Origin of the sequence: Bacteroides sp. ET225, from assembly GCF_024733745.1 — a bacterium.
In the GTDB taxonomy this organism is placed as follows: Bacteria; Bacteroidota; Bacteroidia; order Bacteroidales; family Bacteroidaceae; genus Phocaeicola; species Phocaeicola excrementipullorum.
On sequence record NZ_JANRHN010000001.1, the window covers coordinates 123,093 to 148,362 of the forward strand.

Sequence of the window (25,270 nt, forward strand, 5' to 3'; positions counted from 1 at the left end):
TCCTCAACCACAAGGATAATGTTTAACCATCCGGACAGTGCAGTGCATATATCGGAAAGAATGAAGATTCCTTCGTCACAAACTGATCAAGAAAATCATGCATTATGATGCCTGTTAACTTCGCAGGCAAAGGTAAAACAGTTAATGAAAATTCCTTCTGATTCGCTCATATAAATAGCTATAACTACTATAAGGCTACAAACAAGGCTAGAAAGAAAGCTACATCGGCTCTCTATATGGAAAATATTATTAGTGTCCACTAAAAAGCCATAGAAGTTCTTTGAAATTATTGAAGTTCAATTTGTTATAAGCGATTTGATATTCCCGAAACGTGAATTTAACTTTGCGGTCAAAATCAGACCGTTATGTTTAAAGACGAGTACGTTTTCTCTCAATTAGTGAAATTCCTTGATTACGAAAAATTCAAATACATTGTGAAGAAATACAATGGCAACAAGTATATCAAGAGCTATACTTGTTGGAATCAACAGTTTACGATGACGTTCGGTCAGCTATTTACTCTACAACGATTGATCTGTGCCTGCCAGTGTTTGAGTGGGCTAGATTTCGCAAACATAAAGGCGGAATAAAGTTGCATACGCTCTACGATATTGAAGCGGAAGTACCTGCATTTGTGCATGTTACACCATCTAATATTCACGATTCAAAGGCTATGCCTGAAACTCCATACGAATCAGGAGCACATTACATATTCGACTGCGGGTATAACGATTTCAGCAACCTTCATACGATAAATCGTATAGGTGCTTTCTTCGTCGTGCGAACCAAAACAAACATACGGATCAAGCCTAAAACCTGAAAACGAAGATTGCCGGAAGGTGTAGTTTCGGATGCAATCGGATGCCTTACGGCTTATAAAAGTTCTAAGGATTACCCCGGGAAACTTAGAAAACTCATCGTGGAGAATCCTGAAGACGGTACACAATACATCTTCCCGACGAACAATCTTGACGCATCTGCGGAGTTAATATCATCGCTTTATCGAAACAGATGGAGTGTTGAACTGTTCTTCAAACGGATAAAACAACATCTCAGTGACTTGTTTGACAAATCGAATTTCAAAAATGTCAAAGACCGATATGATTCAAGTATTTAATTTTTAACCTTGTCCATTTTTAGTGGACAGTAGTGACTTAAAGTTTAAACATTCTCTTATTAATTGCAAATAATTGAACGGAACGACAGGCATTCTGGCCTGAATCATTAATTTTGCATTCAGCCTATTCATGAAAACACGTTTTATTTAAACATCAAAACGATATGAACAATAATAATGATAGAAGTTGGAATGACAATTTTAAAGCATATACAGAATATATTGTCAATCATAAGAATTATGCTGGTCTACCATACGAAAGGGGGAAAAATGGATGCGTCAAATGGGTTGTTGCCGGCAAGTCTAAACAAGGTATTGCACGGACTAATTGGTGGAACGAAAAATGCAAGCAACATGACATACCTATCCAAAAAGGATGTTATGCTATTATAGCCAGGTTGTTACATCCTACTAAGATGCATACTTGCCAATGCTGTGGAAAGCAACTGAGCATTTATGCTGTTTACCCTTCAAAGTTGCTTCTGACAAAGCTCAAAAAGGACTACGACATCAACGTTGAACAGACTTCTTGCACAATTATGGAAATAGTCCAACATCATTTCAACACAGAAAAAGACTTAAAATACATCGCTGCACTCTTTGGCGTGACATCTTACGCAAACAAAACGGATTTAATAGAGCAAATCAAAAGATTGGCACAGAGCGAACAAAGCAAGTATTTATCGCCCGGAGTTATGAGCAATTGTCCAGACCGATTTGACGGCTTTCATTCGGACGGATTATGCTGCCGTGAAAGAACGGACAAAGGCAGACACAAAGATAATATGCAGACCTATACACAGGACAGACGGGCATATGAAGAATGGGCTGACGGAAACTACAATCTCGCCAACAGACTGATGGGAGAATTTCATAAATGCACTGTCAGGTATGAATGCCCTGTTTGCAAACAAATGGCACAAATGTCACCAGACCATATAGGTCCTATTTCACTGGGATTTTGCCATAGCACAAACTTTGCTCCCATGTGCGCCTCATGCAATTCCGCGAAGAATAACCGCTTTACCCTTAGCGATGTAAAGAAACTGATACAATTGGAAAACAACGGCCAAACTGTTGTCAGTTGGCATGCTAAATACATTTGGGACAAATGTAAATTCAACGTCAACAGTGATGATGACGCCAAGAAACTAAGTTCCATTATGGCAAAGTGCCACCAAAATATCTTAAAGTTGTTTTCAGTTATAAGCGAGAAAGGCGGAAATGAGTTGTTGATGCAATATCTACATCCCGAGTATTCCCTTTATGATTATCGCTTCAAGAACTTCAACCCGATGAAGTTAGAGGAACTACAAATAATAGAGAAGCCTTTAACCAGCAAAAACAAGCGCAAAAATCAGGAGCGTTACATACGCATCGCTTTTGAATCATTACGAGATTTCAGTAAAAAAGATAACAGAAAAGTTCTTTTTTATACAGACAGGAAAGATATTCAAGAGCAGACCGATCAGATTATCGGTTTGCTGAATGATAAAAAAATGTCAGAAGCCAAGGCCAAACTTAACGACACAATAGAGAAATTATGTGATTATGTTGAAAACGGAGATTGAGCGGAGAGGGTAGCTGAGCCCCTCCACTCAATCGCATTTATTGGGCAATACACATATTATAAAATTCTTCAAATGTGATTTCGCGCCTCATCAACCTATCGTATGGATGAACGACAGACGGATTATAGTCCATTTCGGGATAACCTCCCCCATTGTCCAACGCAGGGAGCGATTCGATTGCATCTCGAACAGACATTGCTATAGGTAATTTTGCGTTTGTCTGAACCGTTTTCCGTCTTGTTTTGCAGTTATCAGGCAATCGGAACAAGGGAGAAGGCGCATTGACAATTACACCATCTTTAGAACCTATAATAAACACACGCTTACGACGCTGCGGAACCCCGAACTCTTCCGCGTTTAATTTTATCGGCTGATTCACAAAATAACCGACATCCGCAAATGCCTGGATTATCTCTTTCATGGCTTCACCTTTTCTCATAGTCAAGATACCCGGAACATTCTCCATAACAAAAAAACTAGGCTTTAATCTCTCAACCATCTCAACAAATTCTTTAAACAATTGATTTCGTTTGTCGTTCGGATCACGCCATCCGGCATAAGAAAAGCCTTGACACGGAGGCCCGCCAATTACCACATCAATGTTACGTCTACCGCACGCCATCAATAACTTTTGTTTCGTTTCATCAAGGGTTATGTCACCGACAATGAAGTTGTCTTCAGAAGTATACCGGGAATGATTGTACGCATATGTCGACATAATGCTTCTATCAAGTTCATTGGCCGCCACCAAACTATAACCATCCATAATGAATCCTTCAGACAAGCCTCCGCAACCGGCAAACAGATCAACGAAACTATAACTGTTTAAATGCGGCTTTATTAAACAGGCTACGGCTCTCGCCAACAACGGCGGCACCGCATTCCCAATCTGCTTATACTGTGACGCGACAGAACCCTTGAACACAAAATCATCCGGAAAAGATTGCAAACGTGCAGCTTCTCTGTTTGACATGACCCTGCATTGGCTTGGATGCAGATTACACCCATTCCCGACCCGATTGAAATAAGTAGCAATGGTATAGCTCGGCTCATCCCAGCTCAACCGTCCATAATATGTGGTGCGACCACCCGACGCACGTATGTTTGTCAATCGCGCATCCGATATCGTAAGGGGAATGTCTTTCCAATTTCCCCCTTCCGGAATATGAGGAGCGATTTCCGCCTCATGCTTCCCCATTTTAAATGCAATGTGATTGTATAATTTCATACCGCAACATATCTGATTTCTTCGGCGCTTAAGCCATATAAGCTACCTATGTATGCGTCCAGCTTCTCTTGACTTGTATATTCAAATTTATCATCCACCAAATCAAGATTAACAAGAGGCAGTTCATCCAGTTCATAATTATTGATATGATTGTTTGAACTTGTGACTTTAAACCTCCAGTTGAGAAGGCTGCTGTTAAGCAGAAGATACAGTTTCTGCAATGTACTATAGTCTGAAGAAATATAGTTGCATGAGTTACCGAGAATATCACTCGCTCCGCAAAAGACAAACTTCAGGCGGCGACCCTGACCACCATTAGAGATTTGCTGGCATATCAGCCTTCTTTTGTTGAAATCTTTGGTAATGTAGTCGTTCGATCGAGTTTTTAGAAAATCTTCTTGCACAAATTCTTGGCTTCCGCCTTTAATGCCATCTGCTCCAATCATATTGCCCCTCACGAGCCTATATGGAGTTATCTCTTTCGTGATATATTGCTTGGACAAAGTTAAGTCGAGTTCTCCACGCCTATTGCGGATATTATGGTAACTCCGTAAAGGCTGGCAAAAAGACAATTTTTTAAGTACATTCCATCCTTGTTTGGATATCAGCGGTATTTCCATATTATTCCCAAACAGTTGCTTTATAAGGCTTATTTCAACTTCAAACCTTTCCACACCCACTGCAATTTCTATTTTGTCTGTCTTTCCACCTTTTCTCATATAAAAAATATTGGAGGCTTGAGTGACATTCTCAAACAATTGTGCAGCCTCGCTGAAACTTTTAATGGTCAAAATAGTATTCTTCAGCAAAAGGTGTTTACGCAATTTTGATGCAGAAACATCCGCAAACAGTGTGGAAGGACAGATTATGCCCATCATGCCGTCAGGCTTCAAAAAACCGAGCATACGTTCAATGCTCAACTGATACAGATTGAGCATTCCCTCAATGGAATGATTGTAAAGCCCAGACTTCCTGAAGTAGCTGACCATCTGCATGAGTCTGTTTCCCTTTTCATCCGCTATTTTTTTCTTGTTAGGCTTAAGAACCAGATACGGAGGATTTGAAACGATAATATCGAACTTTTCCATGCACCCTCCAAAATCTTGAAATGACAAACCTTTTAAAGAATCTGAAAACATGCCGTCATCCATAAGTGCATTACGCCACAAAACCCTCTTGCTGACCGCTTCTAAAGAGTCTGCACATATCCTGTCCAGATAAGACACTGCTTTTAAACGAGTTATATTCACGGCATTTACATCAATGTCTACAGCACAGATGTTTTTAAGTACCGAATCATTTGGCTGCATGCCATACTTCTCATGCAAGCATTTCACAATTGAATCGTAGAAACGTCCTGTTCCGCATGCGAAATCCAATATACAAATGTCATCATATACATTATAGTGCTCAAGTGTGTTATACACAATCTCATCCGTTATGCTCGTTTGTGTATATACGGCACCAGTTTCTATCAGATTACTCTTTGAGCGTATTCTTTCTACCTTATTGTTCCGGTATATAAATGAAGAATTAAGATAAGACACATGCAAACATTCGCACAATGATGGAATGTCATTTCCAGCTATCCAGTCTATAAATTCATGCGTTTCCTTCGCCATGACAAAACCCAGGCCCAACAGTTTCTCCGCCTCTTCAACACCAATCCCCTTTGATACAAAAAACGTAAATATCATATCTTCTATCAATGAACGGTGGACTAATGAAGAAATAGTTTCCATGTCTTTCGGCATATCGGGAGGCATGTTCGGAGCAAATAATCCAACGCCAACGGTTTCGCCACAAGCTTCTTTCACTTTCCGGTTCTCGAAGTCTATTATTCTTTGTGTCATTTAGTCTTATTCTTATATTCAACAATGCTTTCGGCCACAATTGACAAAACACTTTCAGCATCTTCTTCATCAACAACATAATTGTAAACCTTTTCTGCCAACCATAGCTTTAGCAGCTCTGACTCATCAAGGCCTAACAGTTTAGACAAAGCAGGTATTGCTTCTCGCTTAGCAGGGCGTTGGCCCCGCTCAATCCGGCTATACATAGGCACATCTACCCCAATGGCTTTAGCCACCTCTTTTTGTGACAACTGCAAGGAATCTCTTGCCGCTTTTATTCTTTCTGCAAACAGCATATTTGTCATTTTTTGACAAAGATACAATGTATTTCCCAAAAATCAAAAGATACAGCCAATAGATAACAATTGTTTTTCTTTCCAGTTATTTTACTTCCTTCCATACATCCTCAATATCAGGACTATCAATACTATCGCCACCACTACATCAACAACATTCCAAACCATACGCCCCAATGGAATCTTTATGATCGGCTGAAACAACACAGCCAAAGCACCGAAAACCAGCATCAAACTCTTTTTCTTCTCCAGATAGTACTGGTATGCCATAACCCCGAACATTACCATGGCAAAGAAACGAACCAGCATATAGTATCCGTAGGGCATGGGAGCCAAACATAAGAGCAATACGATAACTAGAATTAGCCTGAGATTTTTCATCATTTCATGCAATAAGGTACAACATGAATATCCTTCGCAAAATTAAGATTAGCTCCCGAATCATCACGCCCTCCTGTTGTAATCCCAATGGCTTCACCATATCGATTAATCAATGCCCCTCCACTGCTCCCATGATCTATAGGACAACTGATCTGAATAAAGTCACCTTCTCTTATTTGAGAAATTTCACCCGAAGCGAATGTATTCTCCAACCCCTTAGGACTGCCTATTGTATAGACTCTTTCTCCAACTTCACACTGTCTTTGAGAAACAGGTATGTAATTAAATCTTCCTTTTATACGAAATAAAATGTAATCATCAGATTCGCTTTTTGTCAATACCCTATCTATTTTATACTGACGACCATCGGAGAGTTTTATCACTTCATAACCGACAGCTGTCCCTTTGAAAACATGGTAATTGCTTACAGCCAATCCATCCTTACTAATAAAAAATCCCGAGCCTTGATAAGCATTATAGCCATCTGTTGTAAAAACCATAAATACAGCAGAATTGTAACGTTTGAACAGTTCTGTGGCAGGAATGACTTTGTCTGTATCATGGTTAACTTTTGGATTGTTTTGTTGTTCGGAACGTGAAATGATACGATTATTAATTTTAGAAGGTACAGATTTCTCTACATAAGGCTTTCTAACGTCTTTTTTCCTTTCATCCCTTCCCGTCATCGTACAAGAGGTTACCGAAAATAGCATTAAAAAGAATAATCCTATATTACGTATTTTATCCATATCCTTTATTTTATTACTCCTGGTTTAGGCAATATGTGAATTAAAAAGCGTTGGTTCTTTACATTCCCTGGGACATCCGGCTGCATACGTAAAGTCCCATCCTGTCCACTTCCTGACACAATAACTTCACATTGCTCCGAATTAAAATAGACACCATTATTTTTCCAATAATTCACCAAAGCCAAAGCACGCTCATAACTCAATTCATTATTTCTGATAAAATTATCCTTCGAAGCCTGTCCCTCTATAATTAATAAATATTGGGCATTATATTTCTGACATGCTTCTTTAATAAATTGATTAATAGCTTTTCCTGCATTTAACAATTGCTGCCTTGTCTCTAATTCTATATCTGTAATATCGGCACTATTTATCTGAAAACCCACATCTATTTTCAATATATGCTTCTTATGTTCGGCATTATAAGCAAAATAAGTAGAATCAATATTACTGATCGCATTTTGGATTTCTTTAATTTTATTGATTTCAGCCTCAGTAGCTTTAACTTGTTTTTGAAGCATGATAACCGTTAAAACAAACAAAACAAGCATAATAAAAAATAGACTTGACATCAAGTCTGCATAACTCGCCCAAAAGAAACTCTTTTTATTCATAATCAAAACGCACTATACTCTATCATACATTAGTTCCATTAAAAGCTGATAAAATCCAACTCAAGAGCATGACAAAAAATACGACAATACCTAATCCCATAAATAAGAACAGCATATATTCAACAGGCTTAGATATTTTTAAAGACGAAGTTTGTTTTAATGTATTCGGCATAGAAACTTCTACAGACATATTTTCTACAGCAGATATCAAGCTATCCAATTTTTCATTCTGATCAGCGGCCATTTTTTCAATTCCAATTTTCATAGCATTCAAACTCTCTAATTCCAGATCGAGCTTTTCACCTTGCATTCTTACAGATGAAACAACTTCATCCAACTTTTTTAATTCATCTAATATATTTCCATTTTCTTGAATTTTCCTTCTAAAAATTTCCTGCTGTTCATCCAATGCAGTATTAAAAATATTCTGCCTGCGTATAAGCACCTCATTCATATCTTGCATACTTCTATCTGCATTCTCTTGCAACGAGCGCAGAGTTTGCTGCAGTCTATCATCTACCATACCTACAGCCTGACTAATTGCTGCTTTACGCTGTTCTATTTCTCTTACTTCCTGTTCAAAGAAAGTACCCATCCGCTCAATCAATTGAGTACGCTCCATCTGTGAATTGATGCTGTCATTTAACGCATTAACATGACTGATATATTCATTCACATTGTGCATATACTGACTGAATTGCTCCAACTGAGGCGTACAAGCTTGCAATTCACGCAGGACTGAAACATTAGCTGTTGCCATTCTTCCAATGTCCAACCGCTGAATCGTATGCATCAACTCTATTTGATTCTCATAGGAGGTTTCTACCCGCTGAAGAGCTTTATCTAGTTTTGTAGTATTGGCAGAAAATGAACGATTAAATTTCAACAAGTTTTCTTGAAGTTTCATTAAACTGTTCTCCGTTCCACCTAATACAGGAAGAAGTTCCGTTTGAATCCATGTATAAAATTTGTTTTTATCTTCTTCGACCTTAGCCGAAGCATTTTTGGCAGACCAAGAACTGCACGTTGTCAAAATAATGCCTATAAGACTTGCAACCATTGCAATAGCAACACCACCCATCAATGTCCCTATTGAGTCACTGGGGTCATCTATAAATGCAGAGAATCCACTTACAATCGCAATATATCCAATACCGATAATAATTCCCAACATTGTACCCATTAACCCCATATACAAAGGCATCGGAAGTTGAGTTTCTATTTCTTCGTGCTTGGTATCGCAATAGCGCTCGACAATATCTTTAACTAATAAGAAATCACTTACAGCCCCTTTATTTTTCAACAAATATGAATTTATAGCATTGACTATTTGAATAAGAAGTGGGTGGGCCACTGGGGTTATCAAATCTTTGCTTAAAGCATTTATATATGTTATTTCAATCTCATCATCTGCATCCTCTGACGGTTCTTTATATGATATGTCAGATAAATCTTTTATCCTATCATTAGTTATTTCAGACAAAGGAATATATGCTTTCGAAGTACTAAAATGTACGTCTTGAAAAACGCTGATATATTCTCTAATCAACAAATTGCCACGAAACCATATATAGAATTGAATAACTACAATTACAGCTATTGCTAAAATTATAATATAATTGTGTTCTGCCATGATTCTATTATCTAATAAATTCTATTTCAGCTTTCTTAATTACTTTCCAAATATCGTTTCCAAACAATTCAACTTCCCCTTCACTCAAAACTCTAATGCTCTCAGCACCTATAGAACTACCCTTTGCATCACAAAACAAGTCCAACATATTATCTTTATTTTTTATGGCTCTTTTCTTTTGGTCTTCGTTTTCATACAAACTAAACCTACCGATATTATCTTTATCTACTAAAATAATATATATTGCTTCTGATGCTTTAGCAGTAGCTTTAAGATTGCCATTCCCTAATGGTTTTGCGTAAATTGTTTTCGGTTCATTCTTGATGCTTTCATAAGAATCCTCTTTTACGTCCTCAACATTATTTTCTTGCTCAGTCGCCTGTGTTACAGTTTGCTTGACATCAGAAACAACCACTTTCTTTATCTTTTCAACATTTTTGGCCGTTTCTATCACATTCCTCTCTACAGACGTTAATCTATGTTCAACAGACCGAGATTCTTCTGGCTTACGTTTCATCTCTTGCAATATTTTAAACACCTTATTATACATAAGTCCAACGATTGCTCCTAATATGAAAATAAGGATTCCTATAACAATTTCCCCTGTTGTAATAACCATCTTCTTAGTCATTACGGCTATTTTTTCTTTATTTTCTTGTTTCATCTTTTCAATAACTTTGTCTGCTATTGCATCTATATTGCTAATTGTCAAATAAGCATTATTTGTATTCAATACATCTTCTGTTTGCACAGAAGCTATCTTTGCCGAATCATTCTTCAGCGAATCCCTTTCAGCAGGATTCGCCCAAAGACAGACACTGCATATCAATACAAGACATAGTATAATCCTTTTCATATCATTTTCCTTTTATTCATAAACCTTTTGGGCAATCATATTCAACACACCTACAAACGGATAGAAGAAAAGTGTTTCTTCTATTTTGGGATCTGCTCCTGTTTTTTCTATCTCTTCTTTTTTACTATTGATACCATTCTTTAAATAGGTTTTAATATCTCTTTGACACCATTCCTGAACAATTTTCCATTTAGAACGTTCTGCATCAAACTTATCTGCGTAAGAGAATTTTTTATTCAAATCAAAAAACAATTGGATTGCTTTGTTAACCTCTTCCACTACACTCTTTTCTAAGGTTTCATCTATCTCATTATATTGCAAGCCTATAGAAGAAAAAGTATTAGCGGCGTCTCCTAACAATGTCTGTTTGAGATCCATGATATCCGAATAATCTTGCGGCTTGGCATTTAGCAACCCTCCCTTACAAGTTGCCTCTTTCGGATTTTCTTTTTCACGGATAATGGTCAAACCATCTTCACTATACGGTTGGTTGTATACTGCTTCAAATATCAGTTTCGTGAACTTTTCTAAAGTCGTATCATTTGGAGTAAGTACCATCAAGACTTTTGAACCTGTTCCACTAAACGTGATATGTCGCGGCATATTCATTTCTTTGGCTTTCATAATATGTGCAATATGATACACAATGGCGACGTAAAACAAAATGAATACGTATTTGCTGCATCCGTCTTGTGATAACAAGGCATTAAAATCAATGGTTATTTTCTTGTTCAGTACGCTCTTGTTTGCAGCTAACGAGAAGAAGAAAGAAATAATATCTACCGACTTCTTTTGTCTATCCAAATTCTGCATCACTTCGCAAAGTTCATCCAAACCATTATCTTGTAACTTATTAAATATCTCATCTTTAAAATGCCCGACAAAGCCGTTACTATCTGCATCAAAACCATATCCATCTCCCCAAATGCTATTGGCAGCAAAACGGAAAGATGTTAATAATTCTTCTTTGCCATCATTCACAATCAAGACATCAGTCGTACCTCCACCTATATCTACAGAAACAACATCTGTAGTCGCATTTCTCTTTTTCTTATAAAAATAATAAGGAGCTACAGACTCCGACATTGGAATTACATTCGACAAATCATTTCCAAAATTTTCTCGATACAACTCTTGCCATATATTTGAAAAATTATTGAATCGACCTTCTGTCATACTAGCCGGATAGAACCATACGATTTTTGTTTTACCTAGGTCTCCCCCATTCAACAATACTTTATTGCGCAATATCAAAAATAAAGCATCCAAATAATGTTTTACCCTTTCTTGAGTATGAGCTTCATTCGACCACTTTAAGTTCGTTGTTATTGTATTGTAATCAGAAATGCGTTCTTTTTCATAAACAAACGGAACATTGGTATTTGCCATCGAAAAGACTGACTGATTCCAATTGGTCGTACTTCCCTCAGATAAAACAGTACGTATCGGAAATCGGAATGCGCCACCTATCATGTCAGGCAAATAGTCATGGCACAATACTCTTGCTGAAGATACCGAAGCCATTAAATCATTAATTTTACGCAATTGCATATCTTTTTCTCCTATTTCAAAAGAAACAGGAGTCGAATTGTCTTCTGAATATTCTACGTGTGTATTGGTAGTACCAAAATCTATTGCAAAAGTAAACTGCTTGTTTCCTCTTTTTTCTTGTCCCCATTTCGGTACAATACATCCTCTAAAGTTCCCATTGAACACCAACATCATGTAGTCAAAATTGGAATCTAAGATATATGTTTCATTAGATGCATAATTTGTATCCGTAACATTTCTTTCGGCCTTTCCTGACACTTCGATTGTTTTACTTCCTTGAAAAAACAATAAATCTGCTTTTTCTTTACCTCTATAATCTCGTACTAAAGCAATGCGATAATGAGGATTTTCATTTCCTATAAACTTTACTAAAGGAAGCAAGGCAACACCAAAATTCCGTTTGACCACTCCTCCTTTATTATTTTGAGGCTCTGCCATTGCATCAGTAAAATACAAACGCTCGTAAGTGATATACTCGTTTTTTTGAATAGGTATTCTTAAAATTGCTTTTACACCCCCTGCATTGCGAACCAACTCAATCATTTTCTTACCATCAGGCATTGTCCTTTGAAGTTCGTCAACCGTGAAGTAAGAAAAGAATTCTTTTCGAAGAGGCAATAAATAACAACCTTCTACATCTGTGCCGCCATTGAAGAAATTTTCTTGATTGAATGTATTTTCATCCCATAAGATATAATCCCCCAAAAAGTCACCGATTGTCAGATAAGGATATTTTGTTCCATCATCCGGCAAAGAACGTTCTGTAAGAAGACGGCTGTCATTATAAGGCACTTTGGTATCTTTATCCCAAAGGTCTCTCGTATAACGCATTTGTTTAGTATACATATCTACAGGAAGAACCAAAGGCAACTTTGCATCCTTACAAATAGAAGAATTGATTTGAAAATCACTATGCACATCTGTAATTCCTTTCCTTTTCTTAAGATGAAAACCTAAAACTTCTACGAGATTCGCATCAGATGTTACAGACAAGTCTTCATAATAAGCATCATACGCATCCTTATCTAATGCACTGATTTTCTCTTTTTGTGAATTACTCAATTTTGCATAACTCAAATTCAAATAGGTATTGATTTCCGGATATAAACCAGCAAAATCAGGCATACTTTTTTGCAAACAGAACCAATACATTTGATAATCAAAATCTCGCTTGTACAAAGGTTGGAATTCTTCATCGAACGGTCGGTCTTTACCAAAACTTAGATGTTTTGACGCATATGACAAATTATTCGCAGAAGTAAAGAAAAAAGTAGCTGGGGATGTGGCTCCAATAATGTTGTTTACTCGATTCGGTTTATCATCCCCTATATAGTCTAACAAATAGATTCGTTCAAGATCATTAAAATTAAAGGCATCAGCATCCTGTTCCAAATAAAGGCGCAACGTTTCTCCAAACAAACGGTGTCTTTCATTGCCTGAATCAAGTAAGGTTTGCAAGTCATTTTTTTTGTCCCATACAATAATGCGCACTTTATCCCGAAACTTGTCTATGTTGAAGAATATTTCTCCCACATCGAAACAATCCGAAATTAGTTTATGGTGAATAGAATCGCCATCCAAATCCTTGCTCTCAGTAACAACTTTAAAAGCAGTCTTCACCAAGTCCATCCGTGCAAACGGAGAGGGAACAGACGTTATCTCTTTCTTACTCGTTGCCCCATTCGGATCCTTTATTTCTTTAATGGCTGTATTCCCATAGGCAGAAGATTCTCCCCAACCCACTAAATTATCATCGCCTGTATGTAATCTGAAAACTTTTTCCATGACTATGCTAATTTTTTATCTGTTACTAATTTGTTGACTGTTCGATAGAATAATTCTATAAAGCGTTCTTCTGTGTTCAGGTTGTTAGGAACTTTAGGCTCCAAATCGCAAAGGCAATAATCGAACAAATCATAATTACTCCGATAGTTCATTACCTTGCTTGGCTTCACTCCTGCCACAAAACCAAAAACATCTTTTTTCATTTCCTCTAAATGGAAAGGAGCAAAACCTCTATGATTGGAGGCCATCTCATCTAACCATTGCAAATAGTTTTCTTTTATTTTTACTAGGTGGCTTTTAAAGAAATCACCGTTAAAGAAATTATCATCAAAAGGACGTTTTCCCTTTGTCCATTTCTGTGATTTCGATGCAGATAGATGTTCATTAAGGAATTTGCAAAACAAAGTGAATTCAGTCATCGGACGCTGGATAATATCATGTGTATCATCATAGAAACTGGAAAATATCATATCTTCATCACCCGAAGCCGCACCAAATTCTTTATAAATCGGATTCAAAGCCTTTCCTTTTGAGGACTGAAGCACATTATCTTCCATACTGCAAAAATCTATAATAGCCAATGCAGCTAATAACTCTATGATATGCGCTTTATTTTTTTGAGTCGTACCGCCTTCGCTATATTCATACATATCGTAAATATCATCGGCTAAGTAATAAAGGGCATTCAAAGAATTGTTTCCGCTGATATTCTTATTATAATACTCTAAAGCAGCTTTTGCTTTAGAAATAAAAGTAGAACTGTCTATGTCATTCGTCCCATCCTGGCTTTGAGCCAAATTAAAATAAGGCAAAACCGTTATAGCACCAATTGGCGCATCTTTGATGTTCCCTGCATTAGGCAGCGACATATTTATACCTCGTAAATTCTTCAACAACAAAGGGAAACCACTGGCACCTGTACCCCCAAAAATAGAACTGACTATAAAAATACGGTCACCCGGACGGAAACTATTGGTAAAATTATTAAAAGCATTCGATTGCGCAAACTGGTTTAATACCACACTACCAATATTGGGATTACCTTTAAAACCGACTTCCATATCTGAATCCAAGTTCTTTTCCGAAAATAGCATATAAGCTAATGCTTGATTGGCTATATCCAATGAATCGAATCCCATATACTTACGAAAACGGTCATTTCGTGTATTCGATAATTCCAGACGATAATTCGGAATCATTTCACTGATTCTTGTTTTGAAAAAACGATTTTTTATATCATCGGAAAAATGAAGCTGTCCGTTCATATACTTATATTCCCGCAAAAAAGAAATGGTACGGGTTAAATCTGCCGCTGAGGCATCCGGATCGATAAATATCGGAACGATTTCATCTGTATTTATTTCTACTCCTGTAGTCAACAACATGGCAAGGGCTTTCATTACACGTGCACCTGTGCCTCCAATGCAAAAGATATATGTTTTCATGCTTATTAAAATTTAATGAAAGGAGAATATTTTGCCACACGGCTCCACCAGTGGAACAGGAGTGATAATACCAAAAAGAAAATAAAAGCCATAATCATATTGCTTATACCGAAACTCCAGCATTCGCTGGGAATAGAAATTAAATTTTGAACCACTTCACCGTTTTCATCCCTTAAATACAATAATTCATCGGGAATCTTTCCGGCATTATAATCAGAGAGTACACAATAATAACCTACAAACAAAGCTATTACACTATTGATTATTGCCATAATCAACCAACTCCACCATTTACAGAATCGTGGATGATCTATCACATAATAATATAACGCCATTATCACAAAAGAAATGATCAAAGTATAAAGTCCTATCGTGTTATACCTCAATTCTAAATCATACGTGCCTGATGCAGGATTGTAGCCCCACAGATATTGTGATAAGTAATCCGAATAGAACGACTTAAACCAGCAATACATATTGCCTAAAAGCAATTCAAAAAAAGTTCCCATAGCTATTTCATTTTATTGTTATTTTAAATTCAGCATAATTCTCTTGACGGGTTTTAAACGCTTCGTAAACCCCTTCTATCAAATATTTCAATCCGTATGTCTTATCGGTAGCATTGTCTTTTACCAAATCATCTCCTAATAAGTCTGTTCTCTCTTCCACCCATTGCGGAAATTGTTTTTTCAACATAATGGTAATATTTCCGCGAGAGGCTATTTTAGAAGACAAATTAAAGATGTAAGGATAACATCCTGTTTTCTGTTCTTTTACAGACAAAGTATAATCTTTATTGCTGACTTCATAATTCGCTATATCCATCAAATAGCTTTTATCCAATGGCAACTGATTCAGGTTTACCCCAACCGAAAACATAAACATCCCTTTCTGTTGCCCTTTGTTCTCCTTCCGGATATCACAGATGGTTGTCTTCGGAGCAGTTCTATCAAAGCCAAAACTCCCCAACCGCGGCGTAAGCAAAACTCTATAATCAAATTCTTTAGATGAAGAAACCAACGTACAAACGTTATCCAAATCTGCACCGTTCCCTTTCAAAGATTCCAATGGCACTTTGTCCAGCATTTGCTTAATATGTGAAGTGCTTCCTATTATCCAAATATAAAACGGACGATTTCCTTTGTAATATCTTGGATAGTCTGCCTTGTTATAAAACTTACCATCAAACGAAGACGTCAACTGACAAATTACTACCGATAAGTTTCCATTTAAACATTCCAAAGATTGTACAAAAGTCTTCTTTATCTTCGTACGTTGCTCTAATAAATAATTATTCAGATTTTGTGGAGAAGAAGCATATTTACTCCCCGGAGAAACAATACAATCAGACACAAATATAGATATACCATTTTTATCATGTCGCTTCAATATAGAATCAAGTACAATTGCTATATCTGACGTGCCTAAATTCCCTCCATGTTTTCTGAAATCAGTTGGTTCAATATTATGAATAAACTTCTCCACATCATGCCCAAGAGGAATTATCCGACTATTGACGTAATGCAAATGCAATGTATCCACAATCTTACCAATTTGCAGTTCTGACAAATAAGCATAAATGGATTGTTCAAAACCTGTATTCCCTTTGACATACCCGTCCATGCTTCCTGAATTTTCAAGATATACATTAATACTCTTAACAGAACTATCAACAGGAGATGAGAGAGTTCTTTTTGTTATCTTTCCTCCAGTATCCATTCCTCTCCCACAAGAAACCGCACCCCATAATAATCCAAAGAACAACAAACTTCCCCCTAATATGAAACCTATTTTTTTCATTTCTAACATTTGTGTCTTCCAGTCCCCAAAGGCTATAAATTCAATCTACAAAAAGAAGCGTGGAACTGCGTGCTATTTCCACGTTCTTGAAGGTCCTAGGAAAACCCAACACACAATGGTAAATAGACAGCAGACCCACGCTATACAGCATGGGAACCGCCAACTTCCATCCTTGTGTGTTTTGAAAATTTCCTAGGTTTTCAAGAACAAGAATGAAGCATGACGCTTCTCACAATATCTTTCCCGCAAAACGATGAGCGGCAGACGCTTCCGCACTTCCCACCGATACAAAAATAGAGAATCAAAACGAGATAATCAAACTTTAACTGCCGTTTTTCATCCCTCCCCTGCAAACAAAGCAAGAATGCCACGCAGGGCTGACGCATTACTAAAGTCATTGATATTCAGAGTATCTGATATTTAGAGATATACTAAAGCCTGATAAAAAGGCTGTTTTTTACCTATAAAATCAGCACATGCTGAATAATAAGTACTTAATAATCAATATTCTTTTTAATGCGTCAGCCCTGGAATGCCACGCAGATTCTATAGTTCAGCCTTTGGACTGTATAGTCCAGCCGCTGGACTATACGGTTCACACATGTGGACTATACAGTCCAGCACTTGGACCGTAGAATTTATCCCATCATACAGGAAAACTTTACACCGGCAGACGAGAATCCTTGCCGGAACACTTCACATGCGCTTCCAGACAAAAATCCGCAATTATTCTGCATTTTTTATGCAAAAACGCAGAAATATGTTCCCAAATATTGTATTTTTGTATCAAGTTGAAACATAAACCAAACGAAATGGAACTGAATGAAATCTTCAGGAGCGTTCAGGCCGCTTCACGGAAGCTGGCAATGATGAACTCTGATGAAGTGAACCGCATCCTGCTGGCATTGGCAGACGAAACGGAACACTGCATACCGGAACTGCTGGAGGCCAACCGCAAAGACCTCGAGCGGATGGATCCGGAAAACCCAAAATACGACCGGCTGAAACTTTCCGAAGCGCGCCTCATCGAAATAGCCTCGAACATACGCGATGTGGCGGCTCTGCCCTCACCCGCAGGCATCGTCCTTGAGGACAGGATACGTCCGAACGGACTCCGCCTGAAAAAAGTGAGCGTGCCCTTCGGAGTGATCGGAATCATCTATGAGGCGCGGCCGAACGTGAGTTTCGATGTCTTCTCCTTATGCCTCAAGAGCGGCAATGCGTGTATCCTGAAAGGAGGAAGCGATGCCGACTTTTCCAACAGAGCTATCGTGGCGCTGATACATCGCGTGCTGGAACGGCTCGGGACTGACCCTTCGGCGGTAGCATTGCTCCCATCTTCTCATGAAGCCACGGCAGAACTGCTCCACGCTGAAAGATACGTAGACCTGATCATTCCGAGAGGAAGCGCAGGACTGATCAAGTTTGTGCGCGAAGAAGCAACGGTTCCGGTCATCGAAACAGGAGCGGGAATCTGCCACACCTATTTCGACAAGGACGGAGATGCAGAAAAAGGGGCTGCCATCATAAACAACGCGAAGACTCGAAGGGTCAGCGTATGCAATGCGCTCGATTGCCTGCTGATACACAAAGACCGCCTGCAAGACCTGCCGGATCTGTGCCGGCCGCTCCAAAAGAACAATGTGGTCATCTATGCTGACCCGCACGCATGGGAAGCACTGAAAGGGAATTATCCGCCGGAATTGCTGGAGCATGCGGACGAGCAGAGTTTCGGAACCGAGTTTCTCGACTACAAAATGTCCGTCAAAACCGTTGGCTGTGCAGAAGAAGCCGTTTCGCATATCCACGCATACGGCTCAAAACATAGTGAAAGCATCGTCACCGAAAATAATGTTACGGGCAGCTACTTCCAGAAAGCCGTGGACGCGGCCTGTGTCTATGTAAATGCGCCCACATCATTCACAGATGGGGCACAGTTCGGTCTGGGAGCGGAAATAGGCATCAGCACACAGAAGCTCCATGCCCGCGGCCCGATGGGACTGCGCGAACTGACAACCTACAAGTGGCTGATTGAAGGAAACGGACAAATCCGTCCATAAACAGCCGAAGAGATGAATTTTTATAAACACTTCCCAACGGAAAAAGAATATTTATCGTATATTTGCAAGCAAGGAATCAATTAATATACATTCTATGAAAACTTATACAAATGTCTTCGACCTGGGAGACCTGAAGACCGCACTGGCGGAAGCATTCGAAATAAAGAAAGACCGCTACAAGTATGAAGCATTGGGCAAACACAGAACTTGTCTGCTCATATTCTTCAACAACAGCCTGCGCACCCGCCTGAGTACACAAAAAGCGGCACGCAACCTGGGAATGGACGTGATTGTGCTGGACGTGAACCAGGGCGCATGGAAGCTGGAAACGGAACGGGGCGTAGTGATGGACGGTGACAAGAGCGAACACTTGCTCGAAGCCATCCCGGTAATGGCCTCATACTGCGACATCATCGGCGTGCGCTCGTTCGCGCGTTTCGAAAGCCGCGAAGACGATTATACGGAAAAAATACTGAACCAGTTCATCCAATATTCCGGCAAGCCCGTATTCTCGATGGAAGCAGCCACCGGACATCCGCTCCAGGCATTCGCCGACCTGATTACAATTGAAGAATACAAGAGAAAAGACCGGCCGAAAGTTGTGCTGACATGGGCACCACATCCGCGCGCACTTCCGCAAGCCGTTCCAAACTCATTCGCCGACTTCATGAATGAAGCCGATGTGGACTTCGTAATCACTCATCCGCACGGTTATGAACTCGACCCCAAATTCGTCCGAGGGGCACAAGTCGAATACGACCAGATGAAGGCATTCGAAGGAGCCGACTTCATCTATGCGAAGAACTGGGCATGCCCGGGAGTCACAAATCCGGCAGATTATGGCAAAGTGCTCAGCAAAGACATGAGCTGGACGGTTGACGACGCGCACATGGCGGTTACAAACGATGCATTCTTCATGCACTGTCTTCCGGTCCGCCGCAACATGATCGTGACAGACAGCGTGATTGAGGCTCCCACGTCATTGGTGATTCCGGAAGCCGCCAATCGCGAAATATCTGCAACAGTTGTGCTGAAGCGTATGCTTCAGAGCTTATAAAGCTGAACAACACTCCAGAACTCCCGAACGGATAACGGCAAACTTCACGCACGGTCGGTTCTGGAGTGTTATCCCGGAAAACAACAGCCGGACACCATGCCGGTTCCTGAAGACCTAAATCTACAGACAAAAAATCCGAATCTTGTATAACCTCATAAAAAAACAATTTTTCCCAAGAAAAAAGTTTTCCAAAATTTGGCTTTATCATCCATATCATGTACATTTGGAGAACTTTTAACCAACGCAAGATATTTTCTTGCCAACAAATTTAATAATATGAAAAAGACAGAGCATCTTCGTGACGATATGCTTATAGAAGCTTATCGCCAGACCCAATCGCAGAAGGCAGCACTAGCATTGCACAAACGTTATGAACCATTAATCAGAAGACTGATTCAAAATGTCATTCTGAACCACGAAGAACAAATGGATCTCATGCAGGAAATCGAAATCAAGATATTTCAGAGTCTGCTGCTTTCATACACCGAACAAGGCAAATTCAAACAATGGGTAAAAACAATCACCGTCAACATGATCAATGACTATCTCAGAAGGCGGGCCAAAGCTCCGCAAATGATTGACTGTGACATAAACAGTCTTCCAGCCCTCTATTATGACGAAAGGAAAGAACAGCAACACAAAGAAAAAATCTACCGCATCATAGAGGTCGTTATCCAGCAACTGTCGCCTGCACACAGGCTGTTATTGCAGAAAGTCTTTTTTGAAAACAAGAGTTTCCGGGAAATATCACAAGAACTGGGCATATCAAAGTCCGGAAGCCACAAAAGATTGAAATCACTCTTCCCGAAAATTGAACAGACACTGAGAGAAATGGGTATCAACGGACTCGAATCCGATTGGTAACAAATAAAGAAGACGGTGAAATCCACAAACTGGAGTTTCACCGTCTTCTTTAATATCTCATTTCAGATTATTATTCTACTTCACTATAATCCAAAACATTCTTCTTGTTGGCCAAAATGCGGTCGTATTCTTCTTTAGAGCCGACCACAATCTTGTCAAATTCACGCTGTCCTGTTCCTGCAGGAATCAAATGACCGCAAATCACGTTCTCTTTCATACCCTCCAGTTTATCAACCTTACCGTTTATCGCTGCTTCATTCAGCACTTTCGTCGTTTCCTGGAATGAAGCTGCAGACATGAAGCTTGAAGTCTGCAATGCAGCACGCGTAATACCCTGCAGAATCTGAGTTGACGTTGCAGGAATTGCATCACGCACTTCAACCAGTTTCAGGTCGCGGCGTTTCAGCATACTGTTCTCGTCACGGAGCTTGCGGGCTGTCACAATCTGACCCGGCTGCAGAATCTGAGAGTCACCGGCATCAACAACCACTTTCTTGCCCCAAATCCGGTCGTTCTCTTCATTGAATTCGATGCGGTCGACAATCTGCTGTTCCAAGAAGCGTGTGTCACCCGGTTCGTCAATCTGAACCTTACGCATCATCTGGCGGACAATGATTTCAAAGTGCTTGTCGTTGATCTTTACACCCTGCAAACGGTATACATCCTGAATTTCATTCACAATGTATTCCTGAACGGCTGTAGGACCTTTAATAGCCAGAATGTCGGCTGGAGTAATGGCACCGTCAGACAACGGAGTACCGGCACGCACATAATCGTTCTCCTGAACCAGAATCTGCTTGGACAAAGCAACCAGATACTTCTTCACATCGCCAGCTTTCGACGTAACGATGATTTCACGGTTACCGCGCTTGATCTTGCCCATCGTTATCTCTCCGTCGATTTCTGAAACGACAGCCGGATTAGACGGATTGCGCGCTTCGAACAATTCGGTTACACGCGGCAGACCACCGGTAATATCACCAGCCTTACCGACTGCACGAGGAATCTTGACAAGAATATCTCCGGCCTTAACCGTCTGTTTATCTTCCACAACAACATGGCCGCCCACAGGCAAGTTGTATGTACGGAGCGAGTTGCCGTTTTCATCCAGAATATGCAGCGACGGAATCTTTGACTTATCTTTAGACTCGGTGATAATAATTTCACGCAAACCGGTAGCCTCATCCGACTCAACCTTATACGTTACATTTTCGATTACCGCCTCAAAGTCAATCTTACCTGAAGCTTCTGTCACAATCACAGCATTGAACGGGTCCCACTTGGCAATCAGCTTGCCCTTTTCAACAACTTCACCGTCGGAAGCGTATAGTTTCGAACCGTAAGGCACATTGTGAGTTGACAGGATAATGCCTGTATTGACATCCACAAAACGAACCTCGGCCAAACGTCCGACTACAATCTTAACCGGTTCGCCTGTTTCTTCAACAGCGTCCACCGTACGCAGTTCTTCAAACTCCAGACGTGAATCATTCTTCGCCACGATGCTTGCATTGGCAGCCATGTTGCCTGCGATACCTCCGGCATGGAAAGTACGCAATGTCAACTGAGTACCCGGCTCACCGATAGACTGTGCAGCGATAACGCCCACGGCCTCACCTTTCTGAACCATACGGCTTGTTGCCAGGTTACGTCCATAGCACTTAGCACAAACACCCCGCTTCGATTCGCAAGTCAACACAGAACGGATTTCAACGCTTTCAATCGGAGATTTCTCGATTTCTTCTGCGATGGCTTCCGTGATTTCTTCACCGGCTGCGACAATCAGCTTGCCTGTTGTCGGATGAATAATATCATGTACAGAAACACGGCCGAGGATGCGTTCGTATAACGTAGCAATCACCTCATCGTTGTTTTTCAGAGCTGTGCATACCAGTCCGCGCAACGTACCGCAGTCTTCTTCGTTGATGATGACATCATGCGAAACGTCAACAAGACGACGAGTCAGATAACCGGCATCGGCTGTTTTCAATGCGGTATCGGCAAGACCCTTACGGGCACCGTGAGTAGAAATAAAGTACTCAAGCACCGACAGACCCTCCTTAAAGTTAGAAAGGATCGGGTTCTCGATAATCTGTGCACCTTCAGCTCCGGCTTTCTGCGGCTTGGCCATCAATCCACGCATACCCGACAACTGACGGATCTGCTCTTTAGAACCACGGGCACCGGAGTCCAGCATCATGAATACCGAGTTGAAACCTTGGTCATCTTCCTTAATAGTCTTATACAGAATATCTGACAAATCACTGTTAACATGTGTCCATGTATCGATAACCTGATTATAACGTTCGTTATCGGTGATGAAACCCATGTTGTAGTTCATCATGATCTGCTCGATTTCTTCGTTACCTCTCTTGATCAGATCTTCCTTCTCTTTCGGAATGATAATATCGCCCAAGTTGAACGACAAGCCGCCTTCGAATGCTTTCTGATAACCCAGGTTCTTGATTCCATCCAAGAATTCACATGCGCGTGCAACACCGACTTTCTTGATTACATCGCTGATGATATCACGCAATGACTTCTTAGAAATAATCGTATTCAGATAACCGCACTCATCAGGAACAAGCTGGTTGACAATGACACGTCCAACAGACGTTTCTTTAATCAGCTTCTTGACGATATTGCCGTCTTCATCAAGGTCATTGGCAACTACGCTGATAATGGCATGAATGTCAACCTTTCCTTCATTGTAAGCAATCATCGCTTCTTCCGGGCCATAGAAAATCAATCCTTCACCCTTTGCGCCCTTACGCAGTTTGGTAATGTAATACAGTCCCAATACCATATCCTGTGCCGGCACAGTGATAGGCGCACCGTTCGCAGGATTCAAGATGTTATGCGACTGCAACATCAGCAATTGAGCTTCCAGCACAGCCTCGTTGCTCAAAGGCAGGTGAACAGCCATCTGGTCACCGTCGAAGTCGGCGTTAAATGCCGTACAAGCCAACGGATGCAGCTGAATAGCCTTGCCTTCAATCATCTTCGGCTGGAATGCCTGGATACCCAGACGGTGCAGTGTCGGAGCACGGTTAAGCAACACCGGATGTCCTTTCATCACATGTTCAAGAATATCCCAGATAACAGGCTCCTTCCGGTCAACTATCTTCTTGGCTGATTTTACAGTCTTCACGATACCGCGTTCTATCAGCTTACGGATAATGAACGGCTTGTACAATTCGGCAGCCATCAGTTTCGGAATACCGCATTCACCCATCTTCAATTCAGGGCCAACAACAATAACCGAACGCGCTGAATAGTCGACACGCTTACCCAACAAGTTCTGACGGAAACGTCCCTGCTTACCTTTCAAGCTGTCTGACAAGGACTTCAACGGACGGTTTGCATCTGTCTTAACAGCACTTGATTTACGGGAGTTATCGAACAAGGAATCAACGGCTTCCTGCAGCATACGCTTCTCGTTACGCAAGATTACTTCAGGTGCCTTAATCTCAATCAACCGTTTCAATCGATTGTTACGGATAATTACGCGGCGATACAAATCGTTCAAGTCAGATGTAGCGAAACGTCCACCGTCCAAAGGAACCAACGGACGCAGTTCAGGCGGAATAACCGGAACAATACGCACAATCATCCATTCAGGCTTATTGCGACCACGTGACGCGCGGAATGATTCTACAACCTGCAAACGTTTCAACGCTTCGTTTTTGCGCTGCTGTGAAGAATCATTGTTCGCCTTATGGCGAAGCTCGTACGACAGAGCGTCCAGATCCAATCCTACCAGCAGGTCATAAATGGCCTCGGCGCCCATCTTAGCGATAAACTTGTTCGGATCTGTATCTTCCAAATACTGATTGTCCTTCGGAAGTGTATCCATAATGTCCAAATACTCTTCTTCAGACAGCAAGTCGTATTTATTAATGCCGTCTTCAGCCTTCACACCCGGCTGAATCACTATATAGCGTTCATAATAAATGATAGCATCCAGTTTCTTTGTCGGCAAGCCCAACAAATAGCCGATCTTATTCGGCAATGAACGGAAATACCAGATATGAGCAACAGGTACAACCAGTTGAATATGTCCGCTGCGTTCACGACGAACTTTTTTTTCCGTCACTTCAACACCACACCGGTCACACACAATTCCTTTATAACGGATACGCTTGTATTTACCGCAATGGCACTCGTAGTCCTTCACCGGACCGAAGATACGTTCGCAGAACAAACCGTCGCGTTCAGGTTTGTAAGTACGATAATTGATTGTTTCCGGTTTCAGCACTTCACCATATGAATTTTCAAGGATCTCCTCCGGTGAAGCCAGACCGATAGTAATCTTCGAGAAGTTACTTTTTATCTTGGTATCTTTTCTAAAAGCCATACTTTATATTTTATAATAAAATGAAGAATTTAAATCATGAAGAACAAGGAGCA

General features: G+C 40.3%; 18 protein-coding genes and 1 pseudogene. 6 read left to right on the top strand and 13 right to left on the bottom strand.

What is annotated here, in order from left to right:
* Positions 1-365 precede the first annotated feature (365 nt).
* The 3 genes and pseudogenes from NW212_RS00580 to NW212_RS00590 all read left to right on the top strand — a co-directional run bounded on the left by NW212_RS00580 (position 366) and on the right by NW212_RS00590 (position 2,688).
* Entirely contained in the window at positions 366-590 is a 225-nt protein-coding gene (locus NW212_RS00580) for a DUF4372 domain-containing protein (protein ID WP_258336709.1), read from the top strand.
* Positions 548-1,117: pseudogene (locus NW212_RS00585) on the top strand (IS4 family transposase). The gene NW212_RS00580 and the pseudogene NW212_RS00585 overlap by 43 nt, the downstream one beginning before the upstream one ends.
* A 164-nt stretch (positions 1,118-1,281) precedes the next feature.
* Positions 1,282-2,688 (top strand): restriction endonuclease, encoded by a 1,407-nt coding sequence (locus tag NW212_RS00590; protein WP_258336710.1) that lies wholly within the window; start codon positions 1,282-1,284, stop codon positions 2,686-2,688.
* A gap of 37 nt (positions 2,689-2,725) precedes the next feature.
* Here the strand turns inward: NW212_RS00590 and dcm are convergent, their stop codons facing one another.
* From dcm to NW212_RS00650, 12 genes are all read right to left on the bottom strand, one after another.
* Positions 2,726-3,916: a DNA (cytosine-5-)-methyltransferase gene (gene dcm, locus NW212_RS00595; RefSeq protein ID WP_258336711.1), complete on the bottom strand. Its 1,191-nt coding sequence runs from the start codon at positions 3,914-3,916 to the stop codon at positions 2,726-2,728.
* A complete protein-coding gene (locus tag NW212_RS00600) occupies positions 3,913-5,769 on the bottom strand; it encodes an Eco57I restriction-modification methylase domain-containing protein (RefSeq protein WP_258336712.1) in 1,857 nt (618 codons plus the stop codon). Before NW212_RS00600 ends, dcm begins: the two co-directional genes overlap by 4 nt.
* Entirely contained in the window at positions 5,766-6,065 is a 300-nt protein-coding gene (locus NW212_RS00605) for a helix-turn-helix domain-containing protein (protein ID WP_258336713.1), read from the bottom strand. The genes NW212_RS00600 and NW212_RS00605 overlap by 4 nt, the downstream gene beginning before the upstream one ends.
* 90 nt (positions 6,066-6,155) lie before the next feature.
* Positions 6,156-6,449, bottom strand: coding sequence for a DUF6804 family protein (locus NW212_RS00610; protein ID WP_258336714.1), 294 nt, complete (start codon positions 6,447-6,449; stop codon positions 6,156-6,158).
* Positions 6,446-7,195: a S1C family serine protease gene (locus tag NW212_RS00615; RefSeq protein ID WP_258336715.1), complete on the bottom strand. Its 750-nt coding sequence runs from the start codon at positions 7,193-7,195 to the stop codon at positions 6,446-6,448. The genes NW212_RS00610 and NW212_RS00615 overlap by 4 nt, the downstream gene beginning before the upstream one ends.
* A 5-nt stretch (positions 7,196-7,200) precedes the next feature.
* Complete coding sequence (locus NW212_RS00620) at positions 7,201-7,809, bottom strand: OmpA family protein (RefSeq protein WP_258336716.1); 609 nt, start codon at positions 7,807-7,809, stop codon at positions 7,201-7,203.
* 22 nt (positions 7,810-7,831) lie between these two features.
* Positions 7,832-9,442: a hypothetical protein gene (locus NW212_RS00625; RefSeq protein ID WP_258336717.1), complete on the bottom strand. Its 1,611-nt coding sequence runs from the start codon at positions 9,440-9,442 to the stop codon at positions 7,832-7,834.
* Positions 9,443-9,449: 7 nt separating this feature from the next.
* A complete protein-coding gene (locus NW212_RS00630; RefSeq protein WP_258336718.1) occupies positions 9,450-10,298 on the bottom strand; it encodes a hypothetical protein in 849 nt (282 codons plus the stop codon).
* Between the two features lie 12 nt (positions 10,299-10,310).
* Positions 10,311-13,634, bottom strand: a complete 3,324-nt coding sequence (locus NW212_RS00635; RefSeq protein ID WP_258336719.1) for a hypothetical protein — start codon at positions 13,632-13,634, stop codon at positions 10,311-10,313.
* 2 nt (positions 13,635-13,636) lie between these two features.
* Positions 13,637-15,079, bottom strand: a complete 1,443-nt coding sequence (locus NW212_RS00640; RefSeq protein ID WP_258336720.1) for a hypothetical protein — start codon at positions 15,077-15,079, stop codon at positions 13,637-13,639.
* A 5-nt stretch (positions 15,080-15,084) separates the two neighbouring features.
* On the bottom strand, positions 15,085-15,588 hold the full coding sequence (locus NW212_RS00645) for a hypothetical protein (protein ID WP_258336721.1): 504 nt from the start codon (positions 15,586-15,588) through the stop codon (positions 15,085-15,087).
* Between the two features lie 7 nt (positions 15,589-15,595).
* Positions 15,596-16,879 (bottom strand): hypothetical protein, encoded by a 1,284-nt coding sequence (locus NW212_RS00650; protein ID WP_258336722.1) that lies wholly within the window; start codon positions 16,877-16,879, stop codon positions 15,596-15,598.
* An 812-nt stretch (positions 16,880-17,691) separates the two neighbouring features.
* Between NW212_RS00650 and NW212_RS00655 the strand changes: the two genes are divergently transcribed.
* From NW212_RS00655 to NW212_RS00665, 3 genes are all read left to right on the top strand, one after another.
* Complete coding sequence (locus NW212_RS00655) at positions 17,692-18,939, top strand: glutamate-5-semialdehyde dehydrogenase (RefSeq protein ID WP_258336723.1); 1,248 nt, start codon at positions 17,692-17,694, stop codon at positions 18,937-18,939.
* A 94-nt stretch (positions 18,940-19,033) separates the two neighbouring features.
* Positions 19,034-19,996 (top strand): acetylornithine carbamoyltransferase, encoded by a 963-nt coding sequence (locus NW212_RS00660; RefSeq protein ID WP_258336724.1) that lies wholly within the window; start codon positions 19,034-19,036, stop codon positions 19,994-19,996.
* A 276-nt stretch (positions 19,997-20,272) separates the two neighbouring features.
* Entirely contained in the window at positions 20,273-20,860 is a 588-nt protein-coding gene (locus tag NW212_RS00665; protein WP_258336725.1) for an RNA polymerase sigma factor, read from the top strand.
* Positions 20,861-20,930: 70 nt separating this feature from the next.
* Here NW212_RS00665 and rpoC read toward each other — a convergent pair whose 3' ends face one another.
* Positions 20,931-25,217 carry a DNA-directed RNA polymerase subunit beta' gene (gene rpoC / locus NW212_RS00670; RefSeq protein WP_258336726.1) on the bottom strand — a complete coding sequence of 1,429 codons (4,287 nt, stop codon included), beginning with the start codon at positions 25,215-25,217 and terminating at the stop codon, positions 20,931-20,933.
* Positions 25,218-25,270: the final 53 nt, after the last annotated feature.

Bases quoted from the DNA above. Each gene is read 5' to 3' on its own strand.
- NW212_RS00615 (WP_258336715.1), bottom strand. From the start codon at position 7,195: ATGGATAAAATACGTAATATAGGATTATTCTTTTTAATGCTATTTTCG.
- NW212_RS00580 (WP_258336709.1), top strand. From the start codon at position 366: ATGTTTAAAGACGAGTACGTTTTCTCTCAATTAGTGAAATTCCTTGAT.
- NW212_RS00650 (WP_258336722.1), bottom strand. From the start codon at position 16,879: ATGAAAAAAATAGGTTTCATATTAGGGGGAAGTTTGTTGTTCTTTGGA.
- NW212_RS00590 (WP_258336710.1), top strand. From the start codon at position 1,282: ATGAACAATAATAATGATAGAAGTTGGAATGACAATTTTAAAGCATAT.
- NW212_RS00635 (WP_258336719.1), bottom strand. From the start codon at position 13,634: ATGGAAAAAGTTTTCAGATTACATACAGGCGATGATAATTTAGTGGGT.
- dcm (WP_258336711.1), bottom strand. From the start codon at position 3,916: ATGAAATTATACAATCACATTGCATTTAAAATGGGGAAGCATGAGGCG.
- NW212_RS00605 (WP_258336713.1), bottom strand. From the start codon at position 6,065: ATGCTGTTTGCAGAAAGAATAAAAGCGGCAAGAGATTCCTTGCAGTTG.
- rpoC (WP_258336726.1), bottom strand. From the start codon at position 25,217: ATGGCTTTTAGAAAAGATACCAAGATAAAAAGTAACTTCTCGAAGATT.
- NW212_RS00620 (WP_258336716.1), bottom strand. From the start codon at position 7,809: ATGAATAAAAAGAGTTTCTTTTGGGCGAGTTATGCAGACTTGATGTCA.
- NW212_RS00610 (WP_258336714.1), bottom strand. From the start codon at position 6,449: ATGATGAAAAATCTCAGGCTAATTCTAGTTATCGTATTGCTCTTATGT.
- NW212_RS00640 (WP_258336720.1), bottom strand. From the start codon at position 15,079: ATGAAAACATATATCTTTTGCATTGGAGGCACAGGTGCACGTGTAATG.
- NW212_RS00655 (WP_258336723.1), top strand. From the start codon at position 17,692: ATGGAACTGAATGAAATCTTCAGGAGCGTTCAGGCCGCTTCACGGAAG.
- NW212_RS00630 (WP_258336718.1), bottom strand. From the start codon at position 10,298: ATGAAAAGGATTATACTATGTCTTGTATTGATATGCAGTGTCTGTCTT.
- NW212_RS00665 (WP_258336725.1), top strand. From the start codon at position 20,273: ATGAAAAAGACAGAGCATCTTCGTGACGATATGCTTATAGAAGCTTAT.
- NW212_RS00625 (WP_258336717.1), bottom strand. From the start codon at position 9,442: ATGGCAGAACACAATTATATTATAATTTTAGCAATAGCTGTAATTGTA.
- NW212_RS00600 (WP_258336712.1), bottom strand. From the start codon at position 5,769: ATGACACAAAGAATAATAGACTTCGAGAACCGGAAAGTGAAAGAAGCT.
- NW212_RS00660 (WP_258336724.1), top strand. From the start codon at position 19,034: ATGAAAACTTATACAAATGTCTTCGACCTGGGAGACCTGAAGACCGCA.
- NW212_RS00645 (WP_258336721.1), bottom strand. From the start codon at position 15,588: ATGGGAACTTTTTTTGAATTGCTTTTAGGCAATATGTATTGCTGGTTT.